This is a genomic window from Pseudomonas sp. MAFF 730105 (genome assembly GCF_055380705.1).
In genome coordinates, this window is the sequence record NZ_AP018438.1 from 844,533 (window position 1) to 862,914 (window position 18,382).

General features: G+C 59.8%; 17 protein-coding genes. 4 read left to right on the forward strand and 13 right to left on the reverse strand.

Annotated elements, in window-relative coordinates; translation table 11 throughout:
- Window positions 1-105: 105 nt before the first annotated feature.
- From PCOSP_RS03590 to PCOSP_RS03610, 5 genes are all read right to left on the reverse strand, one after another.
- Window positions 106-2,376 carry a heavy metal translocating P-type ATPase gene (locus PCOSP_RS03590; RefSeq protein WP_464711862.1) on the reverse strand — a complete coding sequence of 757 codons (2,271 nt, stop codon included), beginning with the start codon at window positions 2,374-2,376 and terminating at the stop codon, window positions 106-108.
- Window positions 2,377-2,466: 90 nt separating this feature from the next.
- Window positions 2,467-2,646 carry a DUF2933 domain-containing protein gene (locus PCOSP_RS03595; RefSeq protein WP_373682513.1) on the reverse strand — a complete coding sequence of 60 codons (180 nt, stop codon included), beginning with the start codon at window positions 2,644-2,646 and terminating at the stop codon, window positions 2,467-2,469.
- A gap of 192 nt (window positions 2,647-2,838) precedes the next feature.
- Window positions 2,839-3,252 carry a hypothetical protein gene (locus PCOSP_RS03600; RefSeq protein ID WP_464710343.1) on the reverse strand — a complete coding sequence of 138 codons (414 nt, stop codon included), beginning with the start codon at window positions 3,250-3,252 and terminating at the stop codon, window positions 2,839-2,841.
- Between the two features lie 99 nt (window positions 3,253-3,351).
- Window positions 3,352-3,747 carry a hypothetical protein gene (locus tag PCOSP_RS03605; RefSeq protein WP_464710344.1) on the reverse strand — a complete coding sequence of 132 codons (396 nt, stop codon included), beginning with the start codon at window positions 3,745-3,747 and terminating at the stop codon, window positions 3,352-3,354.
- 92 nt (window positions 3,748-3,839) lie between these two features.
- Window positions 3,840-4,349 (reverse strand): Lrp/AsnC family transcriptional regulator, encoded by a 510-nt coding sequence (locus PCOSP_RS03610; protein ID WP_139648122.1) that lies wholly within the window; start codon window positions 4,347-4,349, stop codon window positions 3,840-3,842.
- Window positions 4,350-4,548: 199 nt separating this feature from the next.
- Here PCOSP_RS03610 and PCOSP_RS03615 point away from each other — a divergent pair, with 199 nt between their 5' ends.
- The 4 genes from PCOSP_RS03615 to mdeB all read left to right on the forward strand — a co-directional run bounded on the left by PCOSP_RS03615 (window position 4,549) and on the right by mdeB (window position 9,335).
- Window positions 4,549-5,565: a 1-aminocyclopropane-1-carboxylate deaminase gene (locus PCOSP_RS03615; RefSeq protein WP_464710345.1), complete on the forward strand. Its 1,017-nt coding sequence runs from the start codon at window positions 4,549-4,551 to the stop codon at window positions 5,563-5,565.
- A gap of 128 nt (window positions 5,566-5,693) precedes the next feature.
- Window positions 5,694-6,158, forward strand: coding sequence for a transketolase (locus PCOSP_RS03620; protein WP_464710346.1), 465 nt, complete (start codon window positions 5,694-5,696; stop codon window positions 6,156-6,158).
- A gap of 58 nt (window positions 6,159-6,216) precedes the next feature.
- Complete coding sequence (locus PCOSP_RS03625) at window positions 6,217-6,639, forward strand: hypothetical protein (protein ID WP_139648128.1); 423 nt, start codon at window positions 6,217-6,219, stop codon at window positions 6,637-6,639.
- Window positions 6,636-9,335 (forward strand): alpha-ketoglutarate dehydrogenase, encoded by a 2,700-nt coding sequence (mdeB, locus tag PCOSP_RS03630; protein WP_464710347.1) that lies wholly within the window; start codon window positions 6,636-6,638, stop codon window positions 9,333-9,335. The genes PCOSP_RS03625 and mdeB overlap by 4 nt, the downstream gene beginning before the upstream one ends.
- 730 nt (window positions 9,336-10,065) lie before the next feature.
- Here mdeB and PCOSP_RS03635 read toward each other — a convergent pair.
- The 8 genes from PCOSP_RS03635 to PCOSP_RS03670 form a co-directional block, all read right to left on the reverse strand.
- Window positions 10,066-10,902, reverse strand: coding sequence for an IS3 family transposase (locus PCOSP_RS03635; protein ID WP_254705043.1), 837 nt, complete (start codon window positions 10,900-10,902; stop codon window positions 10,066-10,068).
- The gene (locus PCOSP_RS03640; protein ID WP_047230570.1) at window positions 10,899-11,201 is read right to left on the reverse strand and encodes an IS3 family transposase; all 303 of its coding nucleotides are present in this window, start codon (window positions 11,199-11,201) and stop codon (window positions 10,899-10,901) included. Before PCOSP_RS03640 ends, PCOSP_RS03635 begins: the two co-directional genes overlap by 4 nt.
- A gap of 699 nt (window positions 11,202-11,900) precedes the next feature.
- Window positions 11,901-13,055, reverse strand: coding sequence for a M20 family metallopeptidase (locus tag PCOSP_RS03645; protein ID WP_464710348.1), 1,155 nt, complete (start codon window positions 13,053-13,055; stop codon window positions 11,901-11,903).
- Entirely contained in the window at window positions 13,052-14,476 is a 1,425-nt protein-coding gene (locus PCOSP_RS03650) for a M20 family metallopeptidase (protein WP_464710349.1), read from the reverse strand. The genes PCOSP_RS03645 and PCOSP_RS03650 overlap by 4 nt, the downstream gene beginning before the upstream one ends.
- Window positions 14,473-15,462 (reverse strand): ABC transporter ATP-binding protein, encoded by a 990-nt coding sequence (locus tag PCOSP_RS03655; RefSeq protein WP_464710350.1) that lies wholly within the window; start codon window positions 15,460-15,462, stop codon window positions 14,473-14,475. The genes PCOSP_RS03650 and PCOSP_RS03655 overlap by 4 nt, the downstream gene beginning before the upstream one ends.
- A complete protein-coding gene (locus PCOSP_RS03660) occupies window positions 15,459-16,475 on the reverse strand; it encodes an ABC transporter ATP-binding protein (protein WP_464710351.1) in 1,017 nt (338 codons plus the stop codon). Before PCOSP_RS03660 ends, PCOSP_RS03655 begins: the two co-directional genes overlap by 4 nt.
- A gap of 14 nt (window positions 16,476-16,489) precedes the next feature.
- Window positions 16,490-17,392, reverse strand: coding sequence for an ABC transporter permease (locus PCOSP_RS03665; protein WP_464710352.1), 903 nt, complete (start codon window positions 17,390-17,392; stop codon window positions 16,490-16,492).
- A gap of 9 nt (window positions 17,393-17,401) precedes the next feature.
- On the reverse strand, window positions 17,402-18,319 hold the full coding sequence (locus PCOSP_RS03670) for an ABC transporter permease (RefSeq protein ID WP_464710354.1): 918 nt from the start codon (window positions 18,317-18,319) through the stop codon (window positions 17,402-17,404).
- Window positions 18,320-18,382 lie beyond the last annotated feature (63 nt).

Sequence of the window (18,382 nt, forward strand, 5' to 3'; positions counted from 1 at the left end):
TCCTCACAAAAAGTGATCATGGAAAGACAGACGCATGAGGCTTTTCTGCGACGTTGGCTTATCCTCAACCTTGCCGCCATGGCAAGGTCAAGGGGGTGCTTTCACTCAATCAATGGAAGCCTGCCGCAGACGCAAGGCGTTGAATACCACCGACGCCGAGCTCACGCTCATGGCCAGTGCGGCAACGAGTGGTGACAGGAGGTGGCCGGTAAGCGGGAAGAACAAGCCGGCGGCGAGTGGGATGCCCATGGCGTTGTAAAGGAAGGCGAAGGTCAGGTTCTGGTGCATGTTTCTCACCGTTGCTACTGACAGGCTGCGGGCACGCAGGATACCGAGCAGATCGCCCTTCACCAGGGTGACCTGAGCGCTGTTCATCGCCACGTCAGTGCCAGTGCCCATGGCGATACCGACATCCGCGCGAGCCAATGCGGGGGCGTCATTGATGCCGTCGCCGGCCATCGCCACGCGGTGTCCGGCTTGTTGCAGAGCGGCCACCAGACGTTCTTTATCTTGCGGCTTGACCTCGCCATGCACCTCCTCGATGCCCAACTGGCGAGCGACCGAGCGAGCCGTCGTAAGACCGTCACCCGTGGCCATGATGACCTTGACGCCATCCGCCTGCAAACGCTCGACGGCCAGCTTCGTGGTGGGTTTGATGGGGTCGGCAACCGCCAGCAAACCCGCCAGGGCACCATTGACTGCCAGGTACATGATGCTCGTACCGTCGTCGCGCAGCTTTTCGGCATGCACGTGCAAACTCTCGGTGGAAACGCCCGCCTCCTGCATCAACGCGGTATTGCCCAGCATCAGGCGCCGCCCCTCGACCTGACCACTTACACCAATGCCCGAGGCTGACTCGAAGGTTTCAGGTGTTGCCAGTTGCAGCCCAGCGGCACGAGCCTGTTCGACGATGGCGTGGGCCAATGGATGCTCACTGCCCTGATCCAGGCTGGCGGCCAGGCGCAGCACTTCATCCTGAGTAAAACCGGATACGGCTTCGACGCTGTGGAACGCTGGTCGACCCTCAGTGAGGGTGCCGGTTTTGTCGACTATCAGGGTGTCTATCTTGCGCAGGTTTTCGATGGACGCGGCATCGCGAAACAATACGCCGCTGCCAGCGGCTTTCCCGGTGGCGACCATGACGGACATCGGTGTCGCCAGGCCAAGGGCGCACGGGCACGCGATGATCATGACCGCGACAGCGTTGATCAGCCCGAACACCCAACTCGGCTCGGGCCCCCACAGCCCCCAACCGAGAAGAGTCAGCGCGGCGATACTAATCACCACCATCACGAAGTAGCTGGCAATCACGTCTGCCAGCCGTTGCATCGGCGCTTTTGAGCGTTGTGCCTGCACCACCATCTGCACAATCTGTGCGAGCAGGGTCGCCGACCCTATCTTCTGTGCCTGCATCACCAGACTGCCGTGGATGTTGAGGGTGGCGCCGATCAGCGCGTCGCCGGCCCGCTTCATTATCGGTATGGGTTCGCCGGTAAGCATCGACTCATCCACAGCGCTTTCGCCTTGCAACACCTGGCCATCGACAGGCACTTTTTCGCCTGGGCGCACACGTAATGTGTCGCCACTGTGTACGTGCGTCAGTGGGATGTCTTCTTCCGTGCCGTCGGCATTGATCCGGCGGGCAGTCTTTGGCGCCAGTCCAAGCAGCGACTTGATGGCAGCCGAGGTTTGCGAGCGAGCCCTGAGCTCGAGCATCTGGCCGAGAAGGGTCAGTGAGATGATCACCGCCGCCGCTTCGAAGTACACCCCGATGCGGCCGTCCATCATGAAGTTGCTGGGGAATACCTCGGGGGCCAGGGCGGCCACGACGCTGTAAAGGAAGGCCGCCGCCGTGCCGAGGGCGATCAGCGTCCACATGTTCGGACTTCGCTGAATCACCGAGCGCACACCGCGCACGTAAAACGGCCAGCCCGCCCAAAGCACCACGGGGGCGGCCAGTCCGAACTCGATCCAGTTTTGCGTGGGGCCGTGAAACAGCACCAAGGCATGGCCGCCCATGGCCAAGACGGTGACGATTATTGTCAGTGGCAATGTCCACCAAAAGCGCTGGGTGAGGTCCTTGAGTTCCGGGTTCTCCTCTTCCTCCAGTTCGGGAATCACCGGCTCCAAGGTCATGCCGCACTTGGGGCAGACGCCGGGGCCGATCTGTCGAATTTCCGGATGCATGGGGCATGTGTATTCAGCGGCATCCGTTAACGGTTCTGCTGCTGCCTGGTGGACGTGTTCGATATTCACTTGAGCTATTCGATAACGCTCGGGCGCTGCCCGGAAGGTCGCTTGGCATTTCTGACTGCAGAACCGGTAGTTCTGCCCCTCATATTCCGTGCTGAACGGGCTGTCGTGACTGACGGGCATGCCACATACCGGATCATGGGCGCCGATGAGTTGGGGGCCAGTGTTCTGCATCGGGCCGTGCTCTGGAGCAACCTCAGGGGTGTTCATGAGCTACCTCCTGTTCGCATCCTTGATTGAGGTTGAGGTGTCGCCGTGATGATTGTGGCCACCATGGTGATGTCCGAAAACATGCATCAGCGGGCACAGCAGCAAAATCATGTAAGGCAGTAAACCCAGCACATGGCCGTAGTGTTCTCTTGCCAGATAGAACAGCACGATCACCAGCAACATACCGAGCGCTATGCCAGGTCTGCTCCTCCAGAATGTTGGAGAGGTGTCAGCAGAAGGTGGTGAGTCCGTCATGGTTCTGTACTCCCGAGAAACGCGCTGTGGGTGATACGTCGTTTGGTCGATGGGCGTCGGTTTACCCTTGGCGTATTGGCAAAGGTAAACCGACATGCATCGTCTACAGGCTTGTGCGCGTCACTTACCCATCGGCATTTTCATCATGCTCGATTGCTGATCCATCATTTTCATCATCATGTTCATCATTCCCCTCCCCATGCCGTCCTGACTACCGGCTTTGCCCATGCCCATGCCCATGCCCATGCCCATGCCCATGCCATTACAGTTCTCATGCAGCATGGCCATGCTGTCCTTCATCGTCTTCATGCTCTCCTGCATGGCGGCGCGGCGCTCGGCAGGGGTCTTGGCGGCGGCTGCCTTGTCGTAGGCAGCCTGCATTTTCTGCATATGCTCGGTCATGACATTGTTTCGCGTTGCCTCAGTGGCTTCGCTTGTCTGGGCGGGCGCGGTCGGCGTCTGCTCGACCGCCGAGGCCATGAGTGGGCTGCTCACGAGCAGGGTGGCGAGGATAAGTTTCAATGAGGCATGCATGGCAATCTCCAAAGGATGAGGACAACTCAGGTAATACCGAGCCGCGCCGGGCTGGCGCAGTCAGACAGTGCGGCGCAGATCGGCGCGCAGAGGGTCGGATTAATCGTTCAAGCGCACGAAAATCAGACGGACAGGCGGGCTGGCGGGTACAGGACGCCGTAATGCAAGAAAGGCAAAAGCGGAGGGGGTGGCGGGATAAAAAATCAGCAGCGCAGGGATCAGGAACAGAAGGGGCCAACTGAACAGATCAAGTATTTGAAAAGGGAGCGAAGGGCTTACCGCTATCGCTGCATCGGCGCAGTGCTGAAGGCAACCGACGGCATGGGCTTCGTGGCCATCGTCATCTTGCGCGGTGTTCAACGAGGCATGAGTTGTCGCCGGATTGTGGCTGGGCTGAACCAGACACCCCTGGGCCGCCGCGAGACCAAACGCTAACACCCACAGCACGATGGCGAGGCGTAGTAACGCTGGTTGACGATGGCGAAACCAGAACATGGAGAATCTCCGGTACTGATTAGCGGGTTCTGGTTTTTAACGTACAGCACATCGAAGTGCCAGGTTTGATCTGCATCAATTTAAATTGAGCTTCAAAGGGGGATGTGGGTTGTCGACAAGACCTGGCGCAACCCCATGAACGAGCGAATCTGACGAACCCCGGGCAGGTAAAGCAATTGCTCCGCGTGGAGCCGGTTGAAACTGTTGCTGTCCTTGGTTCGTATCAACATGAAGTAGTCGAATTCCCCCGTCACCACATGGCATTCCATGCAGCCGAACACCTTTTGCGCCGCGGCTTCGAAGGCGGCGAAGGATTCCGGCGTCGAGCGGTCCAGCACCACGCCGATCAACACCACCATCCCTGCATCGAGCGCTTGATTGTCCAGCAACGCGACAATGCCCTTGATCAGGCCCGCCTGCTTGAGGCGTTCGACGCGTCGCAGGCAGGCCGGCGCGCTCAGTTTCACCTTCTCGGCGAGCGCCACATTAGAGATAGAGGCGTCTCGCTGCAGGGTCTTGAGAATGGCGCGGTCGGTCCGGTCCAGCGGGTGCGGCTCCGCACCTGGGGTGGCGGGTTTCCTGTGATGATTTGTTGCGTTCATGTTGGTTTCTACACAATAAAAATACGTTTTAAGTATTAACTGATAATTTATGTTTCTTCAATTGATTGAAACTTGCAACACATATTTTTGGCTTTGTTCTTAATATTGAACGTGTCGAAGCCCCTCTGAAAGAACCTGGAACGCAGCCTTTTGCCTTTCGGTCTGGCGCTTGGATATTCAATAAACAAGGAGCAGAGTCATGAACCTGAATCGTTTCAAACGTTATCCGCTGACCTTCGGTCCTTCTCCCATCACGCCCTTGAAACGTCTCAGCGAACACCTTGGCGGCAAGGTCGAGCTGTATGCCAAACGTGAAGACTGCAACAGTGGCCTGGCCTTCGGTGGCAACAAGACGCGCAAGCTCGAATACCTGATTCCCGAAGCACTCGAACAGGGTTGCGACACCCTGGTGTCCATCGGCGGGATCCAGTCGAACCAGACCCGTCAGGTCGCCGCTGTCGCTGCGCATCTGGGCATGAAGTGCGTGCTGGTTCAGGAAAACTGGGTGAACTACTCCGATGCGGTGTATGACCGCGTTGGCAATATCGAGATGTCTCGCATCATGGGCGCGGATGTTCGACTGGACGCCGCCGGGTTCGACATCGGCATCCGGCCCAGCTGGGAGAAGGCCATGAGCGACGTGGTGGAGCAGGGCGGCAAGCCGTTCCCGATACCGGCGGGTTGTTCCGAACATCCCTACGGGGGCCTCGGGTTCGTCGGTTTTGCCGAGGAAGTGCGGGAGCAGGAAAAACAACTGGGGTTCAAGTTCGACTACATCGTGGTCTGCTCCGTGACCGGCAGTACTCAGGCCGGCATGGTCGTCGGTTTTGCCGCGGACGGCCGTTCGAAGAAGGTTATCGGCATTGATGCCTCGGCCAAGCCAGCGCAAACCAAGGCACAGATACTGCGTATCGCCCGGCACACCGCTGAGCTGGTGGAACTGGGGCGCGAGATCACCGAAGACGACGTGGTGCTCGATACCCGCTTCGCCTACCCGGAATATGGTTTGCCCAACGAAGGTACGCTGGAAGCCATTCGTCTATGCGGCAGCCTGGAAGGTGTGTTGACCGACCCCGTGTATGAAGGCAAATCCATGCACGGGATGATTGAAATGGTCCGCCGTGGCGAATTCCCCGAAGGCTCGAAAGTGCTTTACGCACACCTGGGCGGGGCACCTGCGCTGAACGCCTACAGTTTCCTGTTCCGCAACGGTTGATTAACGCCAATGACCTGTAGAAGCGGGTTTGCTCAGGACGCGGTGGGGGAGTCGGCATCCAAGTTGAATGTCACGGCCTCATCGCCGCCCGGAGCAAGCAGCTCCTACCACGCGCCGGGAGTACCGCCATGCATGTGTTATCGCAATCCGCAGTCTGGATCAAGGAACCTTCGGCGGATGCCGGAGTGGTCATCGTTACCAGCGCCGCGTTTCCCAAATACATGATCGACAAGCTGCACGTGGCGATAGATGACTGGGACCAGGTGGCTTATCTAGCCGTCAAGCAATCCGAGGCGTTGATGCTCGACTGGCTGCGGGTCGGATCTGGTCCGGAGCAATCCGCTGGGAACCCCACCTGTGATGCCAGTCAATTGTTGCGTTCCGTCTCCCACAGCAGTTTTTTGCTGGATGTCGAAGTCGGCGCGGTACCCGGCCTGACCTGGCTGGGGTCCGTGCTCGGTCACACGTTGCGCGTCATCGAACTGGGAGCGATAGCCTCGTCCACCGCAGCGATGGATCAACAGGTAGAACACGTGCTTTCGACGACCCGCAGTCTGGCGAAAAGCGTGTTGCAGGCGCGCGGCGTCATTTAGCCAGTGCCGCGCCCATTCGCCTGTGAATCAATCACCTCAAGCAACCAAGGCAACGCCTATGAGCCAAGCTGCCGACTGTCGTACCCACGCTCTGAAGTGGATGCGCGAGCCTTCAAATTGCACACGTATCGTGGTCATCGCGTGTGGGCTTGATAGCGATCATATTGACTTGATCCATCAGGGTTTCAGCTGTTTTGACAATGTTGCGCTGATTCATGTCGATGCTGTGCACACGGTGCCTGGCCAGCTCGCTGAAGTGCGAATGGCCACGGAGGACTACTGTTTTGTAGTGCTCGGTGAACTGGATGAGCGTTTATTGCACGACCTTTCCATCGGTCAGCCCTGCATCTACCCGATTGCATCGGACGGGGCGGCCGAACGTTCGGTCATTGCGGCGGTAGAGCAGGTGAAAAGCCTCGCCCGAGCGAACCGTTCGCACCACTTTGAAGTGTTACCCGACACCTGCAGGAGTTGCTCATGAGCCCGTCCGATATCCAGACCCAATTACCGGGCCAGACAGATGAAGATGCACTGGAAACAGCCGAATGGCAGGAGGCGTTGCTGTCCGTCATCGCCCACAGTGGCACGGTCCGGGCAAAACAGATCCTCGACATGCTGGCGACCGTGGCGAGCACTTCCGAGATCGGTTGGCGTCCCAGCCACGGCACGCCCTATATCAATACGATCAGCGTCGAGCAGCAGCCGGTGTTTCCAGGCGACCTGGCGCTGGAAGAGCGACTGGCGTCGATCATGCGCTGGAACGCGCTGGTCATGGTCGCCAGGGCCAACCAGGCCTATGGGGAACTGGGTGGTCACATCGCCAGTTACGCCAGCGCCGCCGATTTGTTTGAAGTGGGTTTCAACCATTTTTTCAAGGCACGCACCGACACTCATGGCGGTGATCTGGTGTTTTACCAGCCACACTCGGCACCGGGCGTTTATGCGCGGGCCTTTCTGGAAGGGCGCCTGGAGGAACAGGATCTACGACATTATCGGCAAGAGATCAGCGCACGTGCCAATGGCGCTCGGGGTTTGTCGAGTTACCCGCATCCGTGGTTGATGCCGGACTTCTGGCAATTTCCGACCGGCTCGATGGGCATCGGTCCCATAAGCTCGATCTACCAGGCGCGGTTCATGCGTTATCTGGAGCATCGCGGCTTGCAAAACACTTCGGGGCGAACCGTCTGGGGGGTGTTTGGCGACGGTGAAATGGATGAGCCGGAAAGCATGTCGGCACTGACCCTGGCGGCGCGTGAAGGGCTGGATAATCTGGTGTGGGTGGTCAACTGCAACCTTCAGCGCCTGGACGGTCCGGTGCGTGGCAATGGTCGCATCATCGATGAGCTGGAGTCGCTGTTCGGCGGGGCCGGCTGGAACGTCATCAAACTGGTCTGGGGCTCCGACTGGGACGGATTGTTTGCCCGGGATAAAGAGGGCGCGCTGGTGCGGGCATTGTCGGCTACGGTCGATGGCCAGTTCCAGACGTTCGCGGCCAAGGATGGGCGCTTCAACCGCGAGCATTTCTTCGGCCAGGACGAAGCCCTGGCGCATCTGGCCCAAGGCCTGACCGACGAGCAGATCGACCGCCTCAAGCGCGGTGGTCATGACCTGGTGAAAATCTTTGCCGCGTATCAAAGCGCAATGCTCGAAGGCAAGAAGCCTACGGTCATCCTGGCCCAGACCAAGAAGGGCTTCGGCATGGGCGACGCCGGGCAGGGCAAGATGACCGTGCATCAGCAGAAGAAACTCGATAATGAGGCGTTGATCGCATTCCGCAACCGTTTCAACCTGCCGTTGACCGATGAACAGGCCATCTCGCTGAGCTTCTTCAAGCCGGGCGACGACAGTGCAGAAATGCGCTACCTGCATGAACGCCGCCGTGCGTTGGGCGGTTACCTGCCTACGCGGTCTTCGACTTGCGAGTCATTGGCCGTGCCCGATGTAGCCAGCTACGCCGGGTTTGCCATCGCCGCCGAAGGCAAGGAAATGTCCACCACCATGGCCTTTGTGCGCATGCTCAGCGGTTTGCTGCGGGACAAGCGACTGGGGCCGCGAATCGTACCGATCGTGGCGGATGAAGCGCGTACCTTCGGCATGGCCAGCCTGTTCAAGCAGATCGGCATCTACTCCAGCGTGGGGCAGCGTTATGAGCCGGAGGACATCGGTTCGATCCTGAGTTATCGAGAAGCCCTGGACGGGCAGATTCTCGAAGAGGGCATCAGCGAGGCCGGCGCCATCAGTTCCTGGGTGGCTGCCGCGACCAGCTACTCGGTGCATGGCCTGCCGATGTTGCCGTTCTACATCTATTACTCGATGTTCGGCTTCCAGCGCATCGGCGACCTGATCTGGGCCGCGGCGGATCAGCGGGCTCGCGGGTTCCTGCTCGGCGCGACGGCGGGGCGCACGACCCTGGGCGGCGAAGGCTTGCAGCACCAGGACGGCAACAGTCACGTGATGGCGTCGATGGTGCCCAACTGTCGTGCCTACGATCCCGCGTTCGCCGGTGAGTTTGCGGTGATTCTGGATCACGGCATGCGCCAGATGCTGGAGCGCCAGGTCGACGAGTTTTACTACGTCACCTTGATGAACGAGAACTACCCGCAGCCCAACCTTCCCGAGGGTGTCGAGCAGGCGATCATCAAGGGCATGTATGCATTTGCCCGGCATGAAATGACGAATGCGCGCGGCACCGTGCAGTTGCTGGGCTCCGGCACTGTCCTGCGCGAAGTCATTGCCGCCGCCGAGTTGCTGGCCGACGATTGGAGCATCGACAGCCAGGTCTGGAGCGTCACCAGCTTCACCGAGCTGGCCCGGGATGCACGGGAAGTGGAGCGCTGGAATCGCCTGCATCCCGGACAACCGGCCAAATGCAGTCATGTTCAAGAATGCCTCGACGACTCGGCACCGATCATTGCCTGTACCGATTACGTGCGTGCCTTGCCCCAGTTGATCGCCAGTTATCTCGATGCCCGTTACACCGTGCTCGGCACCGACGGGTTTGGCCGCAGCGATACCCGCCACCAGTTGCGCAGGTTCTTCGAAGTGGACCGCCACCAGATTGTCTTGAGTGCGCTGACCTCACTGGTACACGAGGGGCGGCTGGACGCCAGTGTCTGTGCCCAGGCCATTGAACGCTACGCCATTGACGTTGACGCCGTGGCCCCATGGGACGCTTGAAACCAGCTTCATCCTGTGGGCGCGAGCCTGCTCGCGATAGCGGTAGTTGAGTCACATGGATGTTGGGCTTGCTGGCCTCATCGCGAGCAAGCTCGCTCCCACAGGTTTTTGTGTCGTGTGCAGATGCTGTGAACACCCGCGAGTCCATGTGGGAGCGAGCTTGCTCGCGATAGCGGTGGTTGAGTCACATGGATGTTGGGCTTGCTGGCCTCATCGCGAGCAGGCTCGCTCCCACAGGTTTTTGTGTCGTGTGCAGATGCTGTGAACACCCGCGAGTCCATGTGGGCGCGAGCCTGCTCGCGATAGCGGTGGTTGAGTCACATGGATGTTGGGCTTGCTGGCCTCATCGCGAGCAAGCTCGCTCCCACAGTTTTTTGTGTCGTGTGCAGATGCTGTGAACACCCGCGAGTCCATGTGGGAGCGAGCTTGCTCGCGATAGCGGTGGTTGAGTCACATGAATGTTGGGCTTGCTCGCCTCATCGCGAGCAAGCTCGCTCCCACAGTTTTTTGTGTCGTGTGCAGATGCTGTGAACACCCGCGAGTCCATGTGGGAGCGAGCCTGCTCGCGATAGCGATGGTTGAGTCACATGGATGTTGGGCTTACTGGCCTCATCGCGAGCAGGCTCGCTCCCACAGGTTTTTGTGTCGTGTGCAGATGCTGTGAACACCCGTGAGTCCATGTGGGAGCGAGCCTGAACTGGTCAAGTAATTCTGGACACCAGTTAAGGTTTCACGCCGCCAGTTTCTCCATAGCTACCGGCGACCGGTAATCGTTGTAGCTATGGAGCCTGACGTTGTTGTATCGCATCACATAGCGTTGCACATCCACGCGGGCTTCATGCTCCGAACTGTAGCCCGCTTCGGGCACCCACTCTGACTTCAGGCTGCCAAAGAAACGCTCCATCGGGGCATTGTCCCAGCACTCACCTTTGCGACTCATGCTTTGCAGAAGCCCTTGTTTGCGCACCTCATTCCTGAATTTGTGGCTGGTGTATTGGCAACCTTGATCAGAATGAAACAACACCTCTTTTGGGCGCCCTCGCAATTGAACCGCCATCCGCAACGCTTCGCAGGTCAGAGCGGCGTCGGAAATCATTGAAAATGACCATCCCACGATCCGACGAGCAAATAGATCCAAAACCGCTGCGAAATACATCCAGCGTCTGCCGACCTTGATGTACGTGACATCGCCGCACCACACTTGGTTGATCGCAGTGACATCAAACTTGCGTTTGAGCACATGCGGCGCCACCAGCGCTTCCACGCCGCAAGACTTGTACTTGTGCCGACGCCGCTGATGACTGGCAACACCGGCTTCGCGCATCAAACTGCGAGCCATATGGCGCCCAACGCGATGCCCCTTGGCTTGCAGCTCCTTGGAAAGAGTACGAGACCCTGCGGACGCTCTGGATTCCTTGTGATGTTCGATCAGCACGGCTTTCAGTTTCTCCCGCTCAGGCTTCACCTTGCCTTGGCGCTGACGCCAGGCGTAAAAGCTGCTGCGGTTGACTCCAAACGCCCGGCAGCAATTGTTAACGCCGTACTGCTCGTCCAGCTCGTTGATCAACGAGAATGATCTTTGGAGTCCAAAAGCAGGAGAGCACTGGCCTTTTTTAGGATTTCAATGTCCAGGTCTTTTTGCCTGAGCAGCGCTTTGAGCTGCTGGATCTCTCGCTGATCGGCGGTAATCGCCTTGGCCCCTTCCGGGGTCGACCCCAAGCGCTCTTTGCGAACCTGGTCGACCCAACGGCGCAAGGCAGTAGGGCCAATATCCAGACTGGCACAGACCTCAGGAACTGACTGGCCTTCGTCCAGCACCATGCTGGCAGCCTTGAGCTTGAACTCACTGGAATAAGATTTACGCATAGCCAAACACCTCAGATTTGGGCGCCATCATAGCGCCCGATTGAAGTGTCCAAAATCATTAGGCCAGTTCAGCCTGCTCGCGATAGCGGTGGTTGAGTCACATGGATGTTGGGCTTGCTGGCCTCATCGCGAGCAGGCTCGCTCCCACAGTTTTTTGTGTCGTGTGCAGATGCTGTGAACACCCGCGATTCCATGTGGGAGCGAGCCTGCTCGCGATAGCGGTGGTTGAGTCACATGGATGTTGGGCTTGCTGGCCTCATCGCGAGCAGGCTCGCTCCCACAGTTTTTTGTGTCGTGTGCAGATGCTGTGAACACCCGTGAGTCCATGTGGGAGCGAGCCTGCTCGCGATAGCGGTGGTTGAGTCACATGGATGTTGGGCTTGCTGGCCTCATCGCGAGCAGGCTCGCTCCCACAGTTTTTTGTGTCGTGTGCAGATGCTGTGAACACCCGCGAGTTCATGTGGGCGCGAGCCTGCTCGCGATAGCGGTGGTTGAGTCACATGGATGTTGGGCTTGCTGGCCTCATCGCGAGCAGGCTCGCTCCCACAGTTTTTTGTGTCGTGTGCAGATGCTGTGAACACCCGCGAGCCCATGTGGGAGCGAGCCTGCTCGCGATAGCGGTGGTTCAGCTACATAGAGGCTGGACGTGTGTCCTGCTCTTGTTCTTGCTTTGGACTTTGATCTCGACGCCCCGTTATCTCAACAGCTCTCGCCAACCGCCAGAATAGTCGCCACCAAGGCTTGGGCGCGAGGCACCAGCGTGTCCAGTTCCAGGTATTCGCGATCGGTGTGGACCTTGCCACCCACCGGCCCGAGGCCACACAGGGTTGGAATGCCCAGGCTGGCGGTGAATCCCGAGTCGGCGCAACCGCCGGTGAACTCGCCTTCGACGCTGAAACCCAGCGCCAGCGCCTTTTGTTGGTAGATGTTCAGCAGCCGCTCGCTGTGATGGGCTTCCATCGGTAGAAAGGTCGTCGCTTCCTTGAGGATAGCGCTGGTACCGATCAGTTCTTCCTCTGCGACGATGGCCAGGATGGCGGTCAGGATCTGATCCCAGTGCTTGAGTTCGATGAAGCGCACGTCCAGCCGAGCGGAGGCGCTAGGCGCAACGGTGTTGCTGGACGTGCCACCGGATATCAGGCCAACGTTGGTGGTGATACCTGCCGAGTAGTCGGTCAAGGCATGGAGCTTGACGATCTTGCGCGCCAGGGCCTCGATGGCGCTGGCTCCGTCGGCGTGGTTGACCCCAGCGTGCGCCGCGCGGCCGCTGACTTCGATGATCAGCGTGGCACCGCCTTTGCGTGCGCTGACCACGTTACCGCTCGCCCGGCCGGGTTCGGTATTGAGCACGGCGCGAGCGGCACGGGCTGCGCGTTCAATATGGGGCCTGGCGCTGCCGGAGCCGATTTCTTCGTCACCGGTGTACAGAACCTGCACCGGATAGGGCAACTGACCGGCGCGCTTGAGTGCCATGAGGGCGAAGCAATTGAGCACCAGGCCGCCTTTCATGTCGGCGACGCCGGGGCCATAGGCGAGGTTGGCGTCGCGGCTGTAGCCGCGCGTCGTGGTGGTGCCTTTGGGGAATACCGTGTCTCGATGGCCCAGTAACAGCACCGGTTTGCCAGATTCGCCTGGCACCTCGGCGAGTATCACGTCGCCAAAACCATCGACCGGCATGCGCTTGAGCAGGATGCCGTCGGCTTCCAGCTCAGCAGCGAGCAGTGCGCCCACCGCGTCGACGCCCGCTTTGTCATAGCTGTTGGAGTCGGTGTCGACGATACGCTGTAGCAGCGCTTCCATGGCTTGGCGCTGATCAGCTAGCCAGTCCAGCGCCTGTTGTGGAGAGGCGCTCATTGCGCCTGCTCCCGTGCCAGATGTTCCTGAGTCAGGCGTGCCGCGTCGTTGCCCAGGTCCCAGAACAGCCCGGCCATGATCTGCAGGCTTTCCTTGACCACTGGTGCCAGCAGGTGTTCGTTCGGCGCATGTTGTGAGCATGCCGGGTACGAGTGCGGCACCCACAATGTTGGCAGGCCGAGCACGTCCGCGAACACATCGTTGGGCAGCGAGCCACCGAGGTTTGGCAGCAGCGCAGGTTTTTTGCCGGTGGTCTGTGCCAAGGAACTGAGCGCCCAATCGACCCATGGGCTTTGCGGGTCCAGCCGAGTGGCATGCATCACATCGATACGGCTTTGCCTGACCTCTACATTGCTGAAACCATGGGCATCCAGGTGGGTGCGAACCGCCGGAATAAAGGTTGTGTAGTCGCTGTTCACCACGAAGCGGATATGGCAGTGGGCGTTGGCCTTGCCAGGGATCGCATGCACAGGGGCGTCCGGGTTGCCGGTCTTGAAGGCGATGACGTCGAGGGTGTTCCAGCCGAACACCTTTTCGCTCAGCGAGAGCTCCGGATGACCCCAGTTGGCGTCGATTTCCGGATCGCCCGGTCCGCCACCAACGTCAATATCGGCCAGTGCCTGCCGAACCGGCTCCGGCAGTGTCTCGGGCATCAGCCCCGCCACTTTCACCCGACCGTGTTCATCGACCATGCTCGCGATCGCATTGGCCAGAATGATGCCGGGGTTGGCCAGCAGCCCGCCCCAGTTGCCTGAGTGATGCGCACCTTCGCGTAAATGGACCGCCAGCTCGAAGTTGAACACCCCGCGTGAGCCGAGAAAAATCGTCGGTCGTGATGCCGCCAGGCGCGGGCCGTCCGAGGCGATGAAAATATCCGCCGCGAGTTCTTCACTGTGCGCTGCACAGAATGCATTCAAGCCCGGCGAGCCTTCTTCTTCGCCCATTTCCAGCAGCAGTTTGACGTTGAAACCCAGTTTGCCGTCGCGAGCCTTGAGTGTTTGCTCCAGCGCGGTCAGGTTGATCAGGTGCTGGCCTTTGTTATCGGCCGTGCCACGCCCGTACCAGCGATCGCCTTCGACCGTGACCTGCCACGGCGACAGACCTTCACGCCATTGCGCTTCATAGCCACGCACCACATCACCGTGGCCGTAACTGAGAACGGTCGGCAGCTCCGGATGCTCAATGCGTGTGGCGATCAGGAAGGGCCCGCGCTCTGCCACCGGGTTGTCGTAGATCTTGACGCTGAAGCCCATCGCCTCGACATGCGGGGTGATGAAGTCACTGAGATAGCGGTACAACTCAGGCCGGCTGTCCGTTGCCTGGCTTTCGGTGTGCAAGGCGACGCTACGTTCGAGCAGGTTGAAAAATGCGCCGTTGTCGAATTGCTCCGTGGTGTTGCTGATTGCCAATGAACGACTCATGAGTGGGCAAGCTCCGATGTTTGGGCAGGATGGTCGTGAAGGTGGCAACGCACGTTGCCCCCGATAATCGAATCATTGGCCGGGTAGGCCGTCTTGCACGGTGCGAAGCAGCTCGGGCAGCGGGGATGGAACGCGCAGCCGGACGGCGGTGACATCGGATTGGGAAACGTCCCGTGCAGGCCGATATCGGGAATGCCCAGGCGCGGATCGGGCGTGAGCACCGAATCCAGCAAGGCGCGGGTATAAGGATGGTCGGGGTGAGCGAACAACGATTCGCGGGTGCGTTCTTCGACGATGCGCCCCAGGTACATCACCGCGACCCTGTCGGCGAGGTGTTCGATGACCGCCAGGTTATGGCTGATCAATAGATAGGTCAGGCCGAGCTCGCGCTTGAGGTCTTGCAACAGGTTGAGAATCTGCGCCTGCACCGAAACGTCCAGCGCGGAGGTGGGTTCGTCGCAGATCAACACGTCAGGGCGCATGATCAACGCCCGGGCAATCGCCACCCGTTGCCGCTGGCCGCCGGACAGTTGGCTCGGATAGCTGTCGATGACTCGCTTGGGCAGGCCGACCACCTCAAGCATCTCTTCGGTCCGCTTGCGCCGCTCGGCGGCGGTGCCGATGCCGTGCACGATCAGCGGCAGGGTAACGATTTCGCGCAGTGTCTTGCGTGGATTCAGCGACGAATACGGGTCCTGGAATATCGGCTGGATGTGCCGGGACATTTCCTTGCGATCAGTCGCCGCCAGATGTCTGCCATTGACCAGCACATCGCCGCTGGTCGGCGGCAACAGACCGAGCAGCATCTTGGCCAGGGTACTTTTTCCACAACCGGACTCGCCTACCAGACCGAGGGTCTCGCCACGCATCAGACGCAGGGACACGCCGTCGACAGCCTTCAGGGTGGCGGCGGGTTTGAAAAAGCCCTTGTTGATCCGGAACTCGCGACGGATGTCGCACAGCTCCAAAGCGATGTCTTTTTTCATGACCTCACACTCTCCTGAAGGCGGATCGGTGCCGGGGCGGGTGCGGCGAAAAGGCAGCGCGCCATGTGTCCGTCCTGCTCGACTTCGGGGATGTGTTGTGCGCAGGCAGGTATCGCCTGGCCGCAGCGATTGCGGAACGCACAACCGTGCTGTTCGCCCACCAGGCTTGGCACCAGGCCTGGAATCGAGCCCAGCGCTTCACCCGGCTTGGTCCGGCCAGGGATTGGAATACTGGCCAGCAGACCGCGGGTGTATGGATGCTGCGGGTTCTCGAACAGTTGCAAGGCCGGGGCGGTTTCGACGATTTCCCCGGCGTACATCACGGCGACCCGATCGGCGATCCGTGCCACCAGCCCAAGGTCGTGGGTGATGAAGATCACCGCCAGGCCGAGTTCTTTCTGAATGTCGCGGATCAAGCGCAATATCTGCGCTTGAATGGTCACGTCCAGTGCCGTGGTTGGCTCATCGGCGATGATCAGGTCCGGTTCGCACATCAACGCCATGGCAATGATCACCCTCTGACGCAACCCGCCAGACAGTTGATGTGGATACTGACGCAAGCGCTCGGCCGCATTGCTGATGCCGACTTTCTCCAGCATTTGCGCGGCGCGAACCAGGGCATCCTTGCGTGACACTTTGCGATGCTGAGTCAGCACTTCGCTGAGCTGATCGCCAATGCTGTAGGCCGGGTTCAACGAGGTCATCGGTTCCTGGAAGATCATGGCCAGACGGTTGCCGCGCAGGTCGCACATGCACCGCTCGCTCTGGCCGAGTATGTCGATGCCGTCCAGGGTCAGCCGGGATGCGGTGCGTTTAGCCTTGCGTGGCAACAGGTCCATCAGCGCCAACGAGGTCAGGGATTTACCGCAGCCGGATTCGCCGACGATGCACAACATTTCACCGCGCTCGACTTCAAAGTCCAGACCGCGCACGGCATGCAGCATGTCATCCGGCGTCGGACTGTTGCCCATGGGAATGTCCACGCGCAGGTTTTCAACATGGAGTAGTGCCATGTCCGGTACTCCTTTCAATTACGGCCGTCGGACAGGATCAGATCGCGCAGGCCGTCGCCGACCAGGTTGATGCCCAGTACCAGAACCATCAGGGCGACGCCGGGAATGGCGATGACCCATGGGGAAAAGAACATGTAGGGTTTGCCTTCGGCGATCATCAAGCCCCAGGATGGTGTCGGCGGTTGCACGCCAACCCCGAGGAACGACAGCGCCGACTCCAGCAGGATCGCGTGGGCCATTTCCAGAGTGGCGACCACGATCAATGCGCCGATCAGGTTGGGCAGGATTTCACTGGCCAGAATGCGCAGCGTCGAGCAGCCCAGGGCTTGGGCCGAAGCGATGTATTCGGCATCGCGAATCTGTTGCACCGAGGCCCTGACCACCACCGCGAAGCGATCCCATAACAGGCAGCCGAGCAGTACGATGACCACTTTCAGTGAGCCGCCCATCAGCGAGGCTGAGGCCAGCGCGACCATCACCACCGGCATTGCCAACCGGGTTGTGATCAAGTAACTGATGAGTGCATCGACCTTGCCGCCGTAGTAACCGGCCAGCAGGCCCATCACTGTGCCGATGAAACCGGAAATCAGCGCTGCGGAAATACCGATGAACAGCGAAATACGTGCGCCATAGAGCAGTCGCGACAGGTAATCGCGGCCCAGCTTGTCGGTGCCGAGGACGTGTTCCCAGGTGCCCTGGGCCATCCATACCGGCGGCTTCATGCGCAGCATCACGTCTTGTGCATAAGGGTCGTAAGGTGCCAGCCACGGGGCGAACAGTGCACCGGCGAAGATGATCAGCAACAACACCGCGCCGATGGCGAAACCACGATGACGAAAGCTCTTGCCAAGGACTCGGCTCAGGCTGCTCGGTGGTGGCAGGTAGTCATTGATCGCGAGGGTAGTGGGGGTGCTCATGTAAGCCTCCTAGCGCACGCGAATGCGCGGGTCGAGCAGTGCGTTGAGCACATCGGCCAGCAAGGTGAGGATGATGTAGATCACCGCGATCAGCAGGACCACGGCCTGTACCACCGGAAAGTCGTCCCGGGCGATGGCGTCCCAGGCGAGCTGTCCGATGCCTTGCAGGGAGAACACGGTTTCGATCACCACCGAACCGCCGAGCATGAAGCCGAACTCCACCGCCGCCAGCGCGACGACCGGAATCAAGGCGTTGCGCAGTGCATGCTTGAACAACACGCGGGCAGGGCGCAGACCCTTGGCGCGGGCGGTGCGGATGTAATCGGAACTGAGCACATCCAGCATGCCTGCGCGGGTCAGGCGCATGATTGCCGGCGTCGCGTAGTAGCCCAAGGCAATGGCCGGCATGACGAAGTGCAGCAGGGTCGAGTTGCCGGACACCGGCAGCCACTTGAGCGTCACCGCGAACACCACGATCAACATCAGCGCAAACCAGAAACTTGGCATCGCCTGCCCCAGTACGGCAATGCTCAATGCCAGGCGGTCAATCCAGGTGTCACGTTTGACTGCGGCCAGCACCCCAAGCGGAATCGCCACCAGCAGGGCAATGCCCAATGCCATCGCCCCCAGGCTGAGGGTGATGGGCAGGCGATTGACGATCAGGTTGTAGACCGACTCCTGAAAGAAAAAAGAGTTGCCCAGATCCAACTGCAGCAAATCGCCCAGCCAGTTGAAGTACTGGGTCGGCAGCGGTTTGTCCAAACCGTACTGCACGCGGATCTGCTCGATTTGTTCGCTGCTGGCCTCCGGCCCGCCAATGGCAGTGGCCAGGTCGCCGGACAGATGCAAAAGAGAAAAACTGATCACCGACACGGTAATTGCAACGCAGAATGCGATACCCAGACGGCGCAGAAGGAATCCAAGCATGGCAAGTTTCCTCGTATCCATAGGCTGATAGGTGGGGGCTTGCCGTAGCGCGGCTAAGACTGC